The sequence below is a fragment of the Streptomyces hirsutus genome (assembly GCF_001418415.1).
Classification (GTDB): Bacteria; Actinomycetota; Actinomycetes; order Streptomycetales; family Streptomycetaceae; genus Streptomyces; species Streptomyces hirsutus.
Genome location: NZ_LIQT01000032.1, coordinates 1 through 15,575, shown reverse-complemented (window position 1 = coordinate 15,575; position 15,575 = coordinate 1). Strand labels below are relative to the sequence as shown.

The following is a 15,575-nucleotide window of genomic DNA, read 5'->3' as shown; positions in this document are numbered from 1 at the left end:
ATCATGGGCGTTTTTGCTGTTCAGCACCTCTCCGGACCAGGGCGATCACCTCCCGGGCCCGCAGGGTGCGAGCCCGGTCTTCCTCAAAGGAGCAGCAGGCCATGGCCAAGGGCATCGTGAAGTGGTTCAACGCAGAAAAGGGCTTCGGCTTCATTGAGCAGGAGGGCGGCGGACCTGACGTCTTCGCCCACTACTCCAACATTGCCGCTCAGGGCTTCCGCGAGCTGCAGGAGGGGCAGAAGGTCGAGTTCGACGTCACGCAGGGCCAGAAGGGACCGCAGGCGGAGAACATCCGACCGGCGTGACCACAGCGCCCCGCAGGGCCGGACGGCAGGCCCCCGCTGGGACACGTACCAGGTGATCACCATCTCAACTCGACGCGAAGCGGCTGCCGGGGAACGAGCAACCTCCACGACGCCAGCATGCTGCGCCTGACGATCCCGGTCGCCGAGCAGGCCAAGCCCCGCAATCCCCGTCAGCGCCAGCGACCTGCCCGCGGCGGCCGCGCCGCGGGCAGGTCGGCCCGTCATGCGCACATGCCGCACACCCGATGAGGGAGGCCACCATGGCGATCGCATGGGAACCGTTCATGGCCCACGTCCAAGAACGCGGCGAGTACACCACCACGGGAGAGGCCGAGCGGGTCACCCGGGCGGTGCTGTCCGCCCTGGACGCCCACCTGCTGGGTTCCGAACGCACGGAACTCGCCGACCGGCTTCCGGCGCAATGTCAACCGCTGCTCCTCGAACCCCTGCCGGCGACCAAACCGCTCAGCCCGCACGAGTTCGTCGAAGCCGTCGCCCTGCTGATCAAGAGCGCAACCGCCGAGGGATCGGTACGTACATTGCGTTCCCGGCACTGTCACGTTGTTGGGTGTGTGAGTGTCTGATGGCGCGTCGGGGCGTGGTGGCAGGCGGGTGGCCGGGACGCGCTGCTGTCCCGTCCGCGGGGCCGGCGTGCGGGTGATCATCAGGTCCTGTCCAAGGCCGAGCAGGCGCACGAGGGAACACCCCTCCGGCTGCGACTCAGGCCAGCTCCCGCACTGCGCCGTCACGGGCGACCGCGTACAGCGTGACCCGCAGCAGCGTCCGCAGCCGCTCCGATACCCGCAGCGGCTGTTCGACCGCGAACTGCTCACCGACGGTCCGTGGACGTGACCCGATCCGTCGCTGGTCGTCGTCGATGTCCCACCGCTCGACCAGCGCGTTCAGCGCCTCGTCTCGTACCTGGTCAGGACCACGCCGCCGGGAAACGTCCGTGTCTCCACCAGGTTCAGGTTCGCCCAGCTGTCCAGCGCGGCGAAGAACGGTGTGCCGCTACCCACCAGGACCGGATGGGTGACGATCGCGTACTCGTCGATCAGCCCGGCCCGCATCGCCGCCCCGGCGAGCGCTGCGCCACCGACCCTCATCGGCCCACCGTCCTCGGCCTTGAGCCGAGTGATCTCCACGACCGCATCGCCGGTGACCAGGCGAGTGTTCCAGTCGACCTTGTCGACCGTCGAGGAGAACACCACCTTCGGCGTGTCCCGCCAGTTCCGCGCGAACTCGATCTGCGCCGGGGTGGCGCCCGGCTGCTGGTCGCCGGTCGGCCAGTAGGCGCTCATCGTCTCCCACAGCTTGCGCCCATACAGCAACAGGCTGATCGCCCGCTCCTGGTCGAGCCACCACTGGAACAGCTCCTCGCTCGGCCCGCTCCAGCTGAGGTCGTCGCCGGGCGCGGCGACATAACCGTCCAGGGACAGGTTCATGCCGTAGAGCAGTCTCCGCATAGCACCAGCCTTCCGTCAATCGGTCTCGGAAGTCTAGACGGGCCTTGACCCCGAATCCTGGACACGGGTTATGCGGCTGGTGTGAGCGTAGTTGGTCAGAAACTGCTGGGGTTCCCTCGTCGATGACGTAGCCGATGTGCCGACCGCAGAAGTATCCGCGCACGATGTGAGGTTGGTGTTGTCGGCGGTGAAAGAACCGGCGGGTTTCGGAGGCGAGTTCGGTCTGGTTCCTGGCCCGGTGGGTATGGGGCAGGCTGCGCTTGAGGTCGGCGTTGACGAGCTCGTCCGGGTTCAGCTCGGGTGAGTACGAGGGCAGGAAGTGCAGTTCGACCTGCTCCTTGTGGTTGGCGAGCCAGGCCCGGACGGCCTTCGAACGGTGGGCCGAGTGCCGGTCCACGACCAGATGAACCTTACCGGTCGAAGTGGCCAACGAGCCGGGTGAGGAAGCGGCACATGACCTTCGCGTCGAACGACTCGGTGAAGACCATGAAGTGCATCCGCCCCTTGGTGCTGATCGCGGACATCGCGTTCACCGAGAACCGGTTCCCGGTGCGGTGCACGACCGGCGTCGTACCCCTGGCTCCCCCGGTGCGGCCGGTGACCTGGTCAGACCGGATGCCGACCTGGTCGGCGAACAGCACTACCCCGTTCTCAGCCTTCGCCCGGGCCCGGATCGCCGGCCACGTCTCCTCACGCCAGATCCGGACCGCCCCCGGATCCTGCTCGACCGCCCGCTTGTCCGGCCGCTGGAACGTCAGCCCCCACCGCTTGAGGTACTTGCCCACCCCCGGCTCGGTGAAGCGGACCCTGTACAGCTTGAAGATCAGCTCGCCTACCAGCCTCCGCGTCCACAGCTGACCGGAAAGACCCAGGTCGGAGGGAGTGTGGTCGAGGACGGCCTGCCGAACAGCGGCCTGCTCGGCCTCGGACAGGACCTGATGATCACCCGCACGCCGGCCCCGCGGACGGGACAGCAGCGCGTCCCGGCCACCCGCCTGCCACCTCGCCCACCACTTGTCCACGGCCCTGACCGACACCCTGAACAGGGCGGCAACCTCCGACCGGCCCCGGCCCTCCACCAGCGCGGATACCGCCAGCAAACGCACAGCCTCCTGCGCGTCCGGTGACCAGGTCCGCGCATCCCCCACCAGATCACTCACACACCGTCAACGAGCACGAACACAAAGCGTTTCGGATCAATATGTCGAGGCGGGCTGTCTCGTTCGGATCGGCGATCGGCGCCGGCAAAGGGTTCAGCGGGCGGGCGTTCGCGATGCCCTGGTGGGGCCGGTGGGAGTTGTAGAACTTCTCGAACTCGCGCAGGGCACGGAGCAGGTGCTGCTGGTTCCAGATCAAGATGCGGTCCAGCAGATCGCCCCGACAGGTCTGCACCCACCTCTTCACGATCGAGTTCATTCTCGGCATCCGGACTCCCGTCAACATGACCTCGACCCCCGCGTCGGCCAGGACGGCGTCGAACAGGGCGGGGAACGTGCCGTCCCGGTCCCGGATTCAGGAACCGCGCCCGGCAGCCGGTGTCCTTGAGGTCCATGACAAGGTTCTTCACCGCCTGTGCCACCCAGGCGGCCCTCGGGTGCGCGGTTGCGCCCAGCACCCGGATCCGCCGGGTGGCGTGCTCGATCACCGCAAAGACGTACAGCCGCGTCCCGGTCAGCGTGACCGTTTCGAAGAAGTCGCACGCGAGCAGGGCCTCGGCCTGCGAGCGCAGGAAGTCCGCCCAGGTACTCAAGTCTCCGTTCGGGTGACGGGTCGATCCCGGCCTCCTTGAGGATCTCCCAGACCGTGGAGGCGGCGACCTTCACGCCCAGCACCAGCAGCTCGCCGTGGAGGCGCCGGTAGCCCCACGCGGGATTTTCCCGTGCCAGGCGCAGCACCAAGGCGCGGATGGAGCGCACGGTACGGGGTCGACCCGGGCGCTTCGGCTTGGACTCGGCGGCGTGGCGGCGGGCGACCAGGTCGCGGTGCCGGTGAAGCACCGTGTCCGGCCGCACCGGCAGCCGCAACCTGCGCGGCACATCTCGCGGCAGCCGGTGCAGCAGCGCGGCGAGGAACGCCCGGTCGGTCGGCGTGAACCACGCCCGTTCCCTTCCCAGTTGGCGCTCCAGTACGGTGATCTGGTGGCGCAGCGCCAGGATCTCGACGCCCTTGTCCCGGCGCTCCTCGACAGCAAGCGCGGCATCGCGAACTCGTTCGTCACACCGAGGTAGGCCAGTGGCAGCAGCATGGCGGATCATCATGCCGCGGTGATCGCTAACCGGGCGAGGGCCCCGGTGCCATCAGCCACAGCGGGCATACCCCAGACCCCGCACACGGCTCCCACCAGGACGGACGAGTTTTCGGCAAGGGCAGGTCGCATGACTCTCGCTTGGGACGGACGGCCGTCCGGACCGGATCGCACCCAAAGGCGGCGGGACCTTAGCCCCGCCGCCCCCTCGCCTGTGCGGCCTTCACGTCGGCCGCATACCGGTCCACGTACTCCTGGCCCGACAGCCGCAAGATTGCGTACGTGATCTCGTCGGTGACGGCCCGCAGCACCGTCTTCTGGTGCGCCATCCCCGCAAAGCGCGAGAAGTCCAGCGGCTTGCCGAAACGGATCGTGACCGCTGGGAGTCTCGGCAGGGCCCGTCCCGAAGCCCGGATCTGGAACGTGCCCACCATCGCGCACGGAATCACCGGAACCTGCGCGCCCAGAGCCATCACCGCCACCCCGACCTTGCCTCTGTACAGTCGGCCGTCGGGTGAACGCGTGCCCTCCGGATAGATCGCGAGCAGTTCCCCCTTCGCCAGCACCCCCAGCCCCTTCCGGAGCGCCGCCTGTCCTGCGGCCCTGCCCGACCTGTCCACCGAAATCTGCCCGGCACCGCGGAGAACGAGCGCGGTCAGCCGGCCCCTGAGACCCGGCGCCGTGAAGTACTCCGCCTTGGCCAGGAACGTGATGCGCCGCTCCAGGACCGCGGGCATGAGGAGGGGATCCACGAAGGACAGGTGATTCCCGGCGACGATCGCCGCGCCCTGCGCCGGAACATGTTCGAGCCCTTCGACCCGCGGCCGGAACAGCAGCCGCAGCAACGGCCCCAGAAAAACGTACTTGAGCAGGTAATAGAACACGGGCGGCTTCTCCACTGCCGACTCGGCTCCCCGGTACTCTGGGCCGGGTTGTCAGGTCATATCCTCCCCGGGCGGGACCCGGTGAATGGTCACCGACGCGTGTCCGCTCGCGCATCCCCCACGCGCTGGCCCGGGCAAGCTACGGAGCGGGCGAAAGTGCTGTGATTGGGGCCCCTCGACTACGCCCCGCCGTCCAGCCCGCCCCACCCGCGCTCGTCACCGGGATCTTCGTCCCCCGCGACCGACAGCGTCACCGGCTACGTCATGAAGCCGACCGACCACGTAAGAAGCAGACAGTGGTACGGGCCCCTCGCTAGTTACCGGGCGCAGCCGACGTCCAGCACTTCGACCACCTCACCATGGCGGGTATACACAAGCCAGCACCATTCACCGAATGCTGCGGCCAGGTCCGGGAGCTCTGTCGTCGAGTCCCCGGCTACAGCTTCGATGAGCGTGATGATCTCCTCATGCACTTCGTCCGGGATCTCGAACAGTGCGGCCGCTACCCGTGGGATCATTTCGATTCTCATTTCGCCCCCCGTGGACGGCAGGAGCAGCAGAGCACGGAGCTGTCGGCTCCGTCCGGCCTGTGGACAGCTACGACCAGAGTCCCTGACCACGATAAATCCACCATCCCGTCCCATGCAGAGCTCACGAGGGCTCTTTCGACGGCTTGGCTTTGCCGTCCCGATTTACCCTATGAAGCTTTCCCTTGATCGTGGAGACCTGGAGACTGGGGCGTGAGAGCCCAGAGAAAGCAGTGAGCCCTTTCCAATCTGAGGGCGGCGCCGTCGAGGTGGGCTGCTGTACAACGCAAAGAAGCTCCTGGTAGACGGGTTCACGACCAAGATCACCCGTGTCCGCCAGGAGCTTCGCGTGCTTGTCTACCCGTCGTCGATCGATCTGTCCAGCCACACCCTGCGCTATCTGACAGGACAACTCCGCACACGGCAGCGCGAGATCGGAACGCGGTGGCGGCGGCTGCCGGTGGGCCGGCAGGCCCTGCTCGCCCTGGCCCACTTGAAGTGCGGTGACACCTACGCCCAGCTCGCGGCCGGGTTCCGCATTGGTGTCGCGACGGCCTATCGCTATATACGCGAGGCCGTCGACGTGCTGGCCGCCCTCGCCCCGACCCTGGCCGAAGCGATGAAGACCGTGCGGACGAAGGCGTTCGTGATCCTGTACGGCACCCTGCTGCCGATCGACCGGATCGCCGCCGACACCCCGTACTACTCCGGGAAGCACAAACGCCACGGCATGAATGTCCAGGTACTCACCGACCCGTTCGGACGCCTGTTGTGGGCCTCGCCCGCACTACCGGGCTCGACCCACGACCTGACCGCCGCACGGACTCACGGCATCATCGATGCCCTCGTCAACGCGGACGTGAAGTGCTGGGCGGACAGTGATGATGGGCGTTGGTGTCACTGACTGGTCTGACCCGTGGGCTGACTGACCGGCACTGCCATGTCTTTGCCTTGATCTGTCGGCCGGCCAGTGACACCAACGCACGCGGCCGGAAGGCGTTGTGACTTCATAGGAGCTTGTGCGAAAGGCCCCGTCACTGTCGTGTCCGCTCGCTCTGACCGGCGCGTGCTGTCCTGTCCCCGCGATGAGAAGGCAGCACCCCACGTGACTGGTCACCAGCCCGAAGGCGAAGTCTTTGCCGGAGTCGACACCCACACCGACACCCATCACGCTGCTGTGGTCGACCCGCTGGGCCGGCCCTTGGCCGACCGGGAGTTCCCCGCAACCACGGAGGGCTACCGGGCTCTGTTGGCATGGCTGGACACCTTCGGCATTGTGCGGGTGGTGGGCGTGGAGTGCACCGGTTCCTACGGGGCCGGCCTGACCAGGGTGCTGACCACCGCCGGCTTGGTAGTAGTCGAGGTCAATGTCCTCGATCGGGGCACTCGCCACGCTCGCGGCAAGTCAGATCCGATTGACGCCTACGCTGCCGCTCGGGCAGCGGCTTCGGGACGAGCACATGCCATCCCCAAGGCCCGCACCGGCATGGTGGAGGCGCTTCGCCAACTGCGTGTGGTTCGCGCGTCGGCCGTCAAGGCCAGGACCCAAGCGATGAACCAGCTCATCGGGCTGCGGGTGACTGCTCCCGAACCCCTCCGTCAAGCCCTGACCGGGCTGGCCCGCACCGCGTTGATCACCACCTGTCTGCGACTACGGCCCGGTGCGGATCTGACCGATCCCGCTCACGCCTCTCGTTTCGCCTTGCGCCAGCTGGCCCGCCGCATCCGCAGGCTCACCGAGGAGATCGATGAGTTGGAAGAGCACCTGACTGCTCTCACCACAGCTGCCGCTCCTGACCTGGCCGCGTTGTTCGGAGTGGGCACCGAGACCGCCGGACAACTGCTGGTCACAGCTGGCGACAACCCCGAACGCCTGCGGTCGGAGGCCGCTTTTGCCGCTCTTTGCGGGGCCGCCCCCGTCCCGGCCTCGTCCGGCCGCACGGACCGCCACCGGCTCAGCCGCGGCGGTGACCGACAAGCCAACCGGGCCCTCCACATGATCGCCGTAGTGCGAATGCGCTACTGCCCTCGCACCCGTGCCTATGTCGCGCGCCGCACCCAGCAAGGGCTGACCAAGAAGGACATCATCCGCTGCCTCAAACGCTTCATAGCCCGCGAGGTCTACCACGCGCTCACCCGGCCCCACAGAGACCGCCTGGCATCAGTTGCTTGACGTCTATAGGAGCATCAAGGCATACCAAGGCGCTGGCCGCCCGGTCCGGGTCCCGTTCCGAGGCCGACGGCTCAAGCGGTGGAAGCGACGACACAACAGCACCCACGCCAGGATCCGCTGCCTCGGCGAGCAAGCCATGGCCACCCTGAAGGGCTGGCGGCTCCTACGGAAACTCCGCTGCAGCACCAACCGGATCACCGACACCGTGAAGGCCATCGTCGCCCTTCAACACGCCTCAACCTGAGGTTGGAAAAGGCTCACTGTGAGGAAACGACCTCTCAGAAACCTGCACGCGAAGACCGGCTCACCAGCCAGCGCACCGAAACCGTCCCGGCCCGGACCAGGCAGGCCGCCGGGCTCGAAGAACCGCCGCCCAGCCACCCGTCATGACGTGGGCAGAGTTCTTGCCACCGGCGAGGCGTTCAGCCATCCCGTCCATCACAAAGTTGGCACGAAACCACGTCGAACTGAATAAATGACAAGGTAAGCACCCGACCCCAATCTAGGCGAAAGCGCCTGGCCCGTGCTGTGCCGAGGGTGCAGTGCACCACCACAGCCAACCGGTCCTTCGCCGACCTGATCACCGCCGTCCCGCATGGCCTACACCAACTCCAGTACCACCACGACGTCCTCGGCGGCTGCTTCGCCGGCACCGGCCTGCACAAACCACCATGACGACATCACGTGTCGAAGGTCAGTATCCCCGGGACCTCAGATCTCATCGATAAGACATCGGCCCTGCCCGGCGAGCAGCCGGGCAGGGCCGATGTCAGGCCTTTTCCGTCACTACAACTCGCACCACTCTCCCAGATCCTCAAATGCCCCTGTCAGAACGAAGTTCTGCACAACCTCCCACGCATGATCGACACTCAAGACGAAGTCACCCGTGAAGACTGCCAGATCATCCATGATTGGGACCTCAACTGTCACCTCCGGTGGAACGGTACCGTCTCCGACGAAAAGGGACACGCTCTCTTCATTGGTGAAGAGATGAATGATCGCATGGTCACCTCGAAAACTGAGGGTCATTCGAGGGAATGCATTGTCTGGAAATCGAACTTCCAGGTACCCCTGACCACGGGAACGCAATTCGTTGAAGGCTCCTGTCGGATCGGGCAGTTCCGAGCGTTCCTCTCCCGGATGAAATCGCCCTGATTCCAATGACGTCATCGACCACACCACACTCATCTTTCGCCTCCAAGATCTCCCCGTCACCTAGGCCACGGCTTAGGCTCCCGGTCATTCCCAATAAATGGCTTACTGGCACTCCACCGCGCAGAAGGGGTCACCGTTCCCAACGGAGTCCCGACTTCCAGAACTGCGTTCTCGGGCAGCAGGGTGGGCACCTGCGACGTACAGTAGCCACAGATCCCGTTCGGGTTGTCGATCAAGAGCCTGCCATTAGTTGCGCCCATCCCTTGCATGAGCAGAGCCGCTTGCCCTTCGACGTGTCCACTCGCCGCGTAGTTCGGCAACACCGACTTCCCCGACACCAGCGGAAACAGCGCACCGTCCACTTCAAGAACCCCGGCCGTCTTACCTTCCTCACCGATCGAAGCGAGCAACCGCTGTGCAGCATTGAGGGTCCCCGGGCTTTCAGTCAGCTTTTTGCCCGTCGTGAGCGCCTTGGCACCAGTCGCAGCGATCCCGCCCCCCACTACCGCGCTTCCCCCGGACGCCCCGCCAGTCGCCAGCTCGGCGATCTGCGCAGCACACACCGGGGCCGTGGCAAGGCATCCCTCGCCCACGGCAACGGCCACCGGTGCCGCGATCACGACCACCGCAATACCCACAACGGCGCCCAGCACGACTTTCTGCCAAGTTGCGAGCTTCGGCGTGTCGGGCAGGTCGTTGGCGTTCGGGTCGTAGTGGGGATTTGTCCCCATGGCCCAGCAGGATCTGCACTGCGATCCGTCTTTTCGCTGTGGCTTCGGGTCAGGTCCTTTCTTGAACACGACCTGCGCTGCGGTGTGGCCCCCGTCCGTGCGGACAGTAACGGTCATAGTGCCGCTGCCGGTACCGCCACTGGCCTTCTGGTACTGGAACGTCTGGGTGTAGGTCTTCGTGGAGTGATAGACCCAGGTCCCGTTGGGCCCCATGGTCATGTAGTCCCGGTAGGTGCCGCCCTTGCCGTCGCTGCACCCGCGCTCGCAGTCCGTGATCGGCCGCAGACCGGTGGGGTCGGACATGGTGACGGGGGTGTTGTTGGCGTAGGCGTAACCGTTGAGGGACTCGTGGTCGTCGGGGACGAGGACAGGATCGACGGAGAGGAAGCGTCCGGTGGCCGGGTCGTACTCGCGGGCGCCGATGTGGGTGAGGCCAGTGTCGGAATCGGCGGGTTTGCCGAGGAAACCCTTGTCATCGGGCCAAGCCGACGGTGTCGCGCCGCGGGATTCACCGAAGGGCTTGGTGTAGCGGCGGGTGACGGCTTGGGTGGTGGCGTCCACGCTCATCGAGGCGGTGCCGTGGTGGTCGTCGACCATCCAGGACAGGCCGGTCTCGGTGCGGACAGCAGTGGCGTCGCCGGCCGCGTAGTAGCGCTGGGCGGTGAACTTCTTGGCGACGGTGCCGTAGTGGAGTTCCTGACCGGCCAGGTAAAGGACGGTCTTGCCGGGGCCGCGGCGGATTAGGAGGTCGCCGTTGGCGTCGTAGAGGTAGTCGGTGGTCTTGGCGCCTTCGGTGAGACGGGTGAGTTCTCCTTCGATGTCCCAGGTGAGGCTCTGCGCGGTGCCGGTGGGGCCGTAGCGCTTGGTGGTGTTGCCCTGCTCGTCATAGGCGTAGGTCTTGGCGGTGCCGCCGCCTACGGTGACAGAGGTCAGGGTATGGGGCTGGCCGGTTCCGGAACCGTTGACGGTGGGGTAGCCATAGACGGTCTTGGTGTCGCCGGCGGTCTTGTGCTCTGTCTGGGTGTCGCGCAGGCTGCCGGGCTTGTAGGTCCAGCTGGTCCAGTACGGGGCCGGGCCACCGAGAGCGCTGGCCGAGCGGGCAGTGGCGCAGTCGTTGGAGGACGGGGTCCAGGCTTCGGTCAGGCGGCGATAACCGTCGTAGCTGAAGCACTGAGTGTCCCTGCCCCCCGCCTTGTCGATGATCGACTTGACGTTGCCGGTGGCGTCGTACGCGTAGTCGACGTCGCTGGTGTAGCCGGCGTTGGTCTGGTCGACGGTGTGGGCGTTGACCAGTCGGCGGGTGCCGTCCTCGTAGCGGTTGAGGATCTGGAGTTGCTTGGCACCTGTGGAGGTGCCCAGGCGGGTCTCCTCGATCTCGCCGTACGGGGAGTAGCCGATGTTCTGGACGTAGTCGGTCATGCCGTCGGTACCGGTGAGCATGCCGAGGCCGTTGTAGCTGTTAGTGACGCTCTCGGCGGGCAGGCCGGCTACCGCGGGCATCGAGGTGGACTGGACCGTGCCGTCGATGTTGTACGTGGTGGAGGTGGTGAACGTCTGCGGCGCGCCGGCGGTGACCAGGGGGTCGGCGGTGGCGATGACGGTCTTGGTGCCCTTGGGACGGCCAAGTGCGTCGTAGCCGGTGATGACCTGGGAGTAGATCTTGCCTGTGGTGCCGCCGACGTAGCGGATCGAGGCGGTCGGTTGTCCCTTGGCCAGGGAGTCGTAGGTGAACTTGGTCAGCTGGTGGGCGTTGTCCTTCACCCCGTCCCAGGTGCCGGTCTTGCGGCCGAGCACGTCGTAGTCGGTGATTAGTGTGCGGGTTGCGTCGTTGAGGGTGGTGGTGACGGTCAGTGGTAGGTCGAGGTCGTTGTAGGTGGTGGTGACTGTGCCCTTGTCGGGGTCGGTGGAGGTGGTCTTGCGACCGCGCAGATCGTAGCCGTACCTCCAGATCGCCCCGTCCGGGCCGGTCATTTTCTCGATCTGGCCGCCGGGCGTGTACTCGTACAGGGTGCGGGTGTAGTCGCTGCCGGTCGGGACGGGGCCGCCGTACTCGCGGCGTTCGGTGAGCCGGCCGCGGGCGTCGACGATCGTCAGGGTGCCGGTGCCGCCCGCTGCGGCGGTGACGGCGGTGCGGTCGCCCTGCTCGTCGGTCTTGGTGCGCCACTTCTCCTGGTCGTAGACCCGGAAGATCGATTCGGTGGCGCGGCCGGCGGCGTCGAAGACCGTCTCGGTGGAGGCGGGGACGGAGCCGGGGTAGGTGTTGGCCAGGATGCCCGAAGGAGCCTTGTTGTCGTGGACCTGCTCGTTGGTGATGGAGGCCAGGCCGCGGTCGTCGTAGAGGGTTTCGGAGATGACCCGGCCGCCGTTGGGCGCGGGGACCTGCTTCTGGCGGGAGCGCAGCAGGCCGTCGAAGATTTCGTAGGAGCTGTTGTAGGTCTTTCCGTCGGCCTTGAGGGCGTCGGTGCGGACCCAGGTCTCCTTGTCGTTGTTGATGCTGTAGGCGTAGACGATGCTGGCGGCGTCGCCGAGCGTGCGGGAACGGTCCGGCTTCCAGACCGACCGCAGGCGGCCGAGCGCGTCGAAGGACCACTCGGTGATGTTGCCGTTGGCGTCGGTGGTCTTGGTGGCCGTGCCCCAGGCCGGGTCCACCTCGGTGGTGGAGCTGTACAGCATGGGGTCGGTGGAGGTCTTGGACGTCAGCGGGCCGTAGCCGGTGTCGTCGGGGACGTACGTGGTCTTGACCGTGCTGTTCAGGGCGTTGGTCGCGGTGGCTGGGCGGCCCAGCTTGTCGTAGGTGGAGCTGGAGACCTTCTGATAGACGGGGGTCTTGTCCACCGCGCTGTAGCTGGCGACCCGGTAGGAGGCGGTGATGTCACCCTTGGTGGGTGCAACCCCGACCGCTTCGCCGTCGTAGCTCGTGGTGACGTCGGAGACGACGTCGTCGGGGATGACCGGGATGGCCGTGCAGGTGACCGAGTAGGTCTCGGTGCGCGAGACCGTGTTCACCAGCCAGGCTGAGGTGTTGCGGGCGTAGCTGGTGCGCGCGCAGGACTCGTCACCGCTCTTGGCGGCGTCTCCGCTGTCCTCCACGGTGACCGGCATGCCGTACGTGGTGTCGTACGTGGTTTTCTGCTTGACCGTGCGGGTGCCGGTGGAGGTCTTGGTACGGGTTGTGGTCTCGCCGGCCTGGACGATCCAGGATTCGGTGGTGCCCCAGTTGTAGGTGTGGCTGCCGGTCTTGTGGGACCAGGGGGTGTTGATGGTGCCGCTGAGTTCTTCGGTGCCGTTGTAGACGATGGTCTCGCGGACGAAGCCGGCGTACTGGCGGGAGTCGGTGATGTCGGTGCCGGTGGAGTCGGTGACCTTCTCCACCCGGGCGGTGCCGTCGAGTTCCTTCTCACCGTTCAGGCCGCGCATGTAGAGGGTGGACTTCTTGGAGCGCGGGCCCTCGGAGTCGCCGGAGGTCTCCACGACCTTGCCGTAGCCGCGCCACTGCGACCAGGTGCGGTTGGACGCCTTGGTCAGACCCTCGTCGTCGGCGTAGGCCCAGCCGGCGCCTCCCTGGTAGTCGTAGTACTTCTCGCCGGTGTCGCCGTGGCCGTAGGGGTCGTCCTGGAAGACGGAGGTGACCACGTACTTGTGGAACCAGTCGGTGGTCGGGGTTGCCCCGGACTGGGACCACTTGACGGGGTAACAGCGGCGGGTGTTCTTGTCCACGGCAGCGGGCATGCTGCTGCCCCAGATGCAGTCGGGATCGGAGTAGTTGACGGTGAGGGTCGAGCCGGTCTCGGACTTGATGGTTCGTACCCGCCACTTGATGTAGCGCAAGGTGTCCGGGCCACTGCCCTCGACGTGGTTGGCCAGCTGGATGCCGCCGAAGACGACAGGCGGCATGGCGGCCGCGGTGGTGTTGGCCTTACCGGTGTTCTGGATGGACTTCAGCCACAGACTCGGGGAGGAGGCGTCGCCGGTGTCGGGGAAACTCTGCTCCAGGTGCCAGGTGTCCACATCCCGCTGGGTGGTGCCGGTGCCGGTCCACACTGAGGTGGTGACGTCGGTGAGGCGCTTGCGGGTGAAGAAGGCCGGGCCGATTTGGGTGGTGCACTTGGTGTTGGCCGCGCAGATCATGTCGAAGGGCACGTCGGGCCAGTTGGCTTTGGTGTCCTTGGTCAGACTGGTGCAGCCGTCCGAGACGACGCAGCGTTCGGCGTAGGTGAAGCGGACCTGCTGGGCGGCGGGCTTGGCGTAGATCAGGTCGCTGCGCAGTCCGTAGTCGATGCGGTTGAGGTAGCCGCCGCGGGTGTAGCTGGTGCCGTTGACGGTGGTGTCGGCGTTCTTGGAGTAGTAGTTCGTCTCCTTGCTGTACCAGTACGTGGAGGCGTTGCCGTGGGTGTCGACGACGTAGTCGAGGTTCCAGCGCCAGGCCTGGTCGCAGAAGGAGTCGGCGAAGCCGGTGGACTTGTAGCAGGGCTCGCCGGAGTCATCGCCGAAGACCGGGGCGGTCCACACCGAGTTGGTGACCGGGTCGTCGGCGGCGGTGCCGTTGTCGCTCCAGCCGGGCATCCGGTGCTTGCCGAAGAAGTACTGAATGCCGGAGGCGTCCGTGACCTTCCAGTACTCGGTGTTTTTGTCGCCGTTGCCGGTGGCGCCGGTCAGGTGCTCGACGCGGCTGCCGTCCTCGTTCTTCGCCTTCCACGAGCCGCCGGACGCCTCGGACAGGGCCGCGGTATCGCAGGCCGCCTTGTCACTGCAGGTGTTGACCAGCTCTACGGCCTTGCCGTTGAGGACCAGGGTGGCGTTGGCGTACTTCCAGCACAGGTCGCCCTTGCCGGACTGGCCGTCGTCCTTGCAGGAGGCGTACTTGCGCTCGATGTAGGACTCGGTGATCGAGAAGCCCTCTCCAATCACCGAGGTCTGGTTGTTCTCCCCTGCTGTACGGCCGTCCACCGAGGCGGAGTTGTAGAAGATCGACAGGTTCGGGGCCGGGCCGGCGGTGGCCGGGGGGACACGCAGCGGGTAGTTCCAGGTGAAGTCGCCCGTGCTGCCGCCGGCCTCCCAGGTCGCGGTCGGGGACAGTGAGGTGGCGGCGTAGTCGCCCCCGCCGCCCGAGCTGTCGGCCGCCGCCGCCAGCAGCAGTGGGGTACCGGCTGCGAGGGCACGGACGGAGACGGTGCCGGTCAGGGTCTGGGACTGTGCGTCGTTACTGGCGCCCGCCACCGGAGCCTGGGTGCGGCAGGATTCTTTCTCCGGAGTGGTCAGCGCGCATGCCGGGAGGCTTACCAGGCTCAGGCGGGAGCCGAAGTTGCCGCCGTAGACGTCGTTGAACGAGGAGTAGTCCAGGGAAACTCGGAGCCTGTCGGTATCCCCGGCGGGGGCTCCCGCCGGATCGACGGTGAGCAGGACGCCGTTGACGCCCGCCTTCTCCGCGGCCGACCGGGAGTGGGTCCTGAGCGCCACCTTCTCGGCGGGGCCGGTGGCTTTCGCCTCCGTCTTGGTCTTGTTCTTGGCCTTGGTCTTCGCCGGCTCGGTGGCGGGGGCGGGCTTCTGGGCCAGCTCCACGCCGAGCCCGCCGACGGTGACAGCGGTCTTGCCGGTCGCCGCGACCTTGGCAGTGGCCTTACCCGCCTCTGGCCATGCGGCTTTCTTCAGCCGCTCACGGGTCTCGCGGGAGGCGGGAGCGGCCTTGTCCTTCGCGGCTTTGGACGTGCCGGGCTTGAGCACGCCCACCTTGTCGATCTTCGCGTCGGGCCGGTCCTCCAGCTTCTTGCGCGCTGCGGGCTGTGCCTGTGCGGCAAAGTCATAGCCGGAGGGAACTACGACTTGCGGCAGGAGAGAGAGGGAAACGATGAGCGCGCCACGACCGAGCCAACGGCGTATGAGCGCCCCTGGCAAGCGTCTGGGCAAGGGTGTTGAAGACACAGTGAGTCTCCGTGTTCGGGAATGGGCAGGGAACGCTCGGGCGGCGGCGTCTGCGCCATGGAGCGCTGGTCTTGGGGCGGGCCTGCGGAGAGGCGTGCGATCTCGGAGGCGCCGGGCTGTCCGGATCAGCCCGGTCGGCGGCAGATCGGGTCGGGCCGAATCTGGAAGGG

At 66.7% G+C, this 15,575-nt stretch carries 13 protein-coding genes and 3 pseudogenes; 8 read left to right on the top strand and 8 right to left on the bottom strand.

All coding sequences use genetic code 11. The features are described 5' to 3' along the window. The first annotated feature begins 101 nt into the window (after positions 1-101). Both AOK11_RS02725 and AOK11_RS43775 read left to right on the top strand, forming a co-directional pair. Entirely contained in the window at positions 102-305 is a 204-nt protein-coding gene (locus AOK11_RS02725) for a cold-shock protein (RefSeq protein WP_055592011.1), read from the top strand. 260 nt (positions 306-565) lie between these two features. After that, positions 566-889 carry a DUF2267 domain-containing protein gene (locus AOK11_RS43775; RefSeq protein WP_055592010.1) on the top strand — a complete coding sequence of 108 codons (324 nt, stop codon included), beginning with the start codon at positions 566-568 and terminating at the stop codon, positions 887-889. Between the two features lie 318 nt (positions 890-1,207). Here AOK11_RS43775 and AOK11_RS02715 read toward each other — a convergent pair whose 3' ends face one another. From AOK11_RS02715 to AOK11_RS44390, 4 genes and pseudogenes are all read right to left on the bottom strand, one after another. Next, on the bottom strand, positions 1,208-1,771 hold the full coding sequence (locus tag AOK11_RS02715) for a dihydrofolate reductase family protein (protein WP_055592009.1): 564 nt from the start codon (positions 1,769-1,771) through the stop codon (positions 1,208-1,210). Between the two features lie 274 nt (positions 1,772-2,045). After that, positions 2,046-2,168: pseudogene (locus AOK11_RS46095) on the bottom strand (transposase); the annotation flags it as partial. A 13-nt stretch (positions 2,169-2,181) separates the two neighbouring features. After that, positions 2,182-2,871 (bottom strand): IS630 family transposase, encoded by a 690-nt coding sequence (locus AOK11_RS44395; protein WP_276204789.1) that lies wholly within the window; start codon positions 2,869-2,871, stop codon positions 2,182-2,184. Positions 2,872-2,923: 52 nt separating this feature from the next. Then, positions 2,924-3,187: a transposase gene (locus AOK11_RS44390; RefSeq protein ID WP_240497188.1), complete on the bottom strand. Its 264-nt coding sequence runs from the start codon at positions 3,185-3,187 to the stop codon at positions 2,924-2,926. A 134-nt stretch (positions 3,188-3,321) separates the two neighbouring features. Here AOK11_RS44390 and AOK11_RS44385 point away from each other — a divergent pair, with 134 nt between their 5' ends. Together AOK11_RS44385 and AOK11_RS44380 are read left to right on the top strand one after the other, a co-directional pair. Next, positions 3,322-3,537, top strand: a complete 216-nt coding sequence (locus AOK11_RS44385) for a hypothetical protein (protein ID WP_240497187.1) — start codon at positions 3,322-3,324, stop codon at positions 3,535-3,537. Between the two features lie 192 nt (positions 3,538-3,729). Next, the gene (locus AOK11_RS44380; RefSeq protein ID WP_055592006.1) at positions 3,730-3,999 is read left to right on the top strand and encodes a hypothetical protein; all 270 of its coding nucleotides are present in this window, start codon (positions 3,730-3,732) and stop codon (positions 3,997-3,999) included. A gap of 208 nt (positions 4,000-4,207) precedes the next feature. Here the strand turns inward: AOK11_RS44380 and AOK11_RS02690 are convergent, their stop codons facing one another. Together AOK11_RS02690 and AOK11_RS02685 are read right to left on the bottom strand one after the other, a co-directional pair. Then, complete coding sequence (locus tag AOK11_RS02690) at positions 4,208-4,900, bottom strand: lysophospholipid acyltransferase family protein (RefSeq protein ID WP_055592022.1); 693 nt, start codon at positions 4,898-4,900, stop codon at positions 4,208-4,210. A gap of 317 nt (positions 4,901-5,217) precedes the next feature. Beyond that, the gene (locus AOK11_RS02685) at positions 5,218-5,430 is read right to left on the bottom strand and encodes a hypothetical protein (protein ID WP_055592005.1); all 213 of its coding nucleotides are present in this window, start codon (positions 5,428-5,430) and stop codon (positions 5,218-5,220) included. 346 nt (positions 5,431-5,776) lie between these two features. Here AOK11_RS02685 and AOK11_RS02680 point away from each other — a divergent pair. From AOK11_RS02680 to AOK11_RS41410, 4 genes and pseudogenes are all read left to right on the top strand, one after another. After that, a pseudogene (locus AOK11_RS02680) lies at positions 5,777-6,304 on the top strand (transposase family protein); the annotation flags it as partial. Between the two features lie 228 nt (positions 6,305-6,532). After that, entirely contained in the window at positions 6,533-7,600 is a 1,068-nt protein-coding gene (locus AOK11_RS02675; RefSeq protein WP_055592003.1) for an IS110 family RNA-guided transposase, read from the top strand. A gap of 16 nt (positions 7,601-7,616) precedes the next feature. Next, positions 7,617-7,844: pseudogene (locus tag AOK11_RS38975) on the top strand (transposase family protein); the annotation flags it as partial. 293 nt (positions 7,845-8,137) lie between these two features. After that, positions 8,138-8,275, top strand: a complete 138-nt coding sequence (locus tag AOK11_RS41410; RefSeq protein WP_240497186.1) for a hypothetical protein — start codon at positions 8,138-8,140, stop codon at positions 8,273-8,275. 111 nt (positions 8,276-8,386) lie between these two features. On the opposite strand, the gene AOK11_RS02670 is transcribed toward AOK11_RS41410, so the two are convergent. Together AOK11_RS02670 and AOK11_RS02665 are read right to left on the bottom strand one after the other, a co-directional pair. Continuing rightward, the gene (locus tag AOK11_RS02670; RefSeq protein ID WP_055592002.1) at positions 8,387-8,788 is read right to left on the bottom strand and encodes a hypothetical protein; all 402 of its coding nucleotides are present in this window, start codon (positions 8,786-8,788) and stop codon (positions 8,387-8,389) included. Positions 8,789-8,811: 23 nt separating this feature from the next. After that, positions 8,812-15,363, bottom strand: coding sequence for an RHS repeat-associated core domain-containing protein (locus AOK11_RS02665; RefSeq protein ID WP_079034595.1), 6,552 nt, complete (start codon positions 15,361-15,363; stop codon positions 8,812-8,814). Positions 15,364-15,575 lie beyond the last annotated feature (212 nt).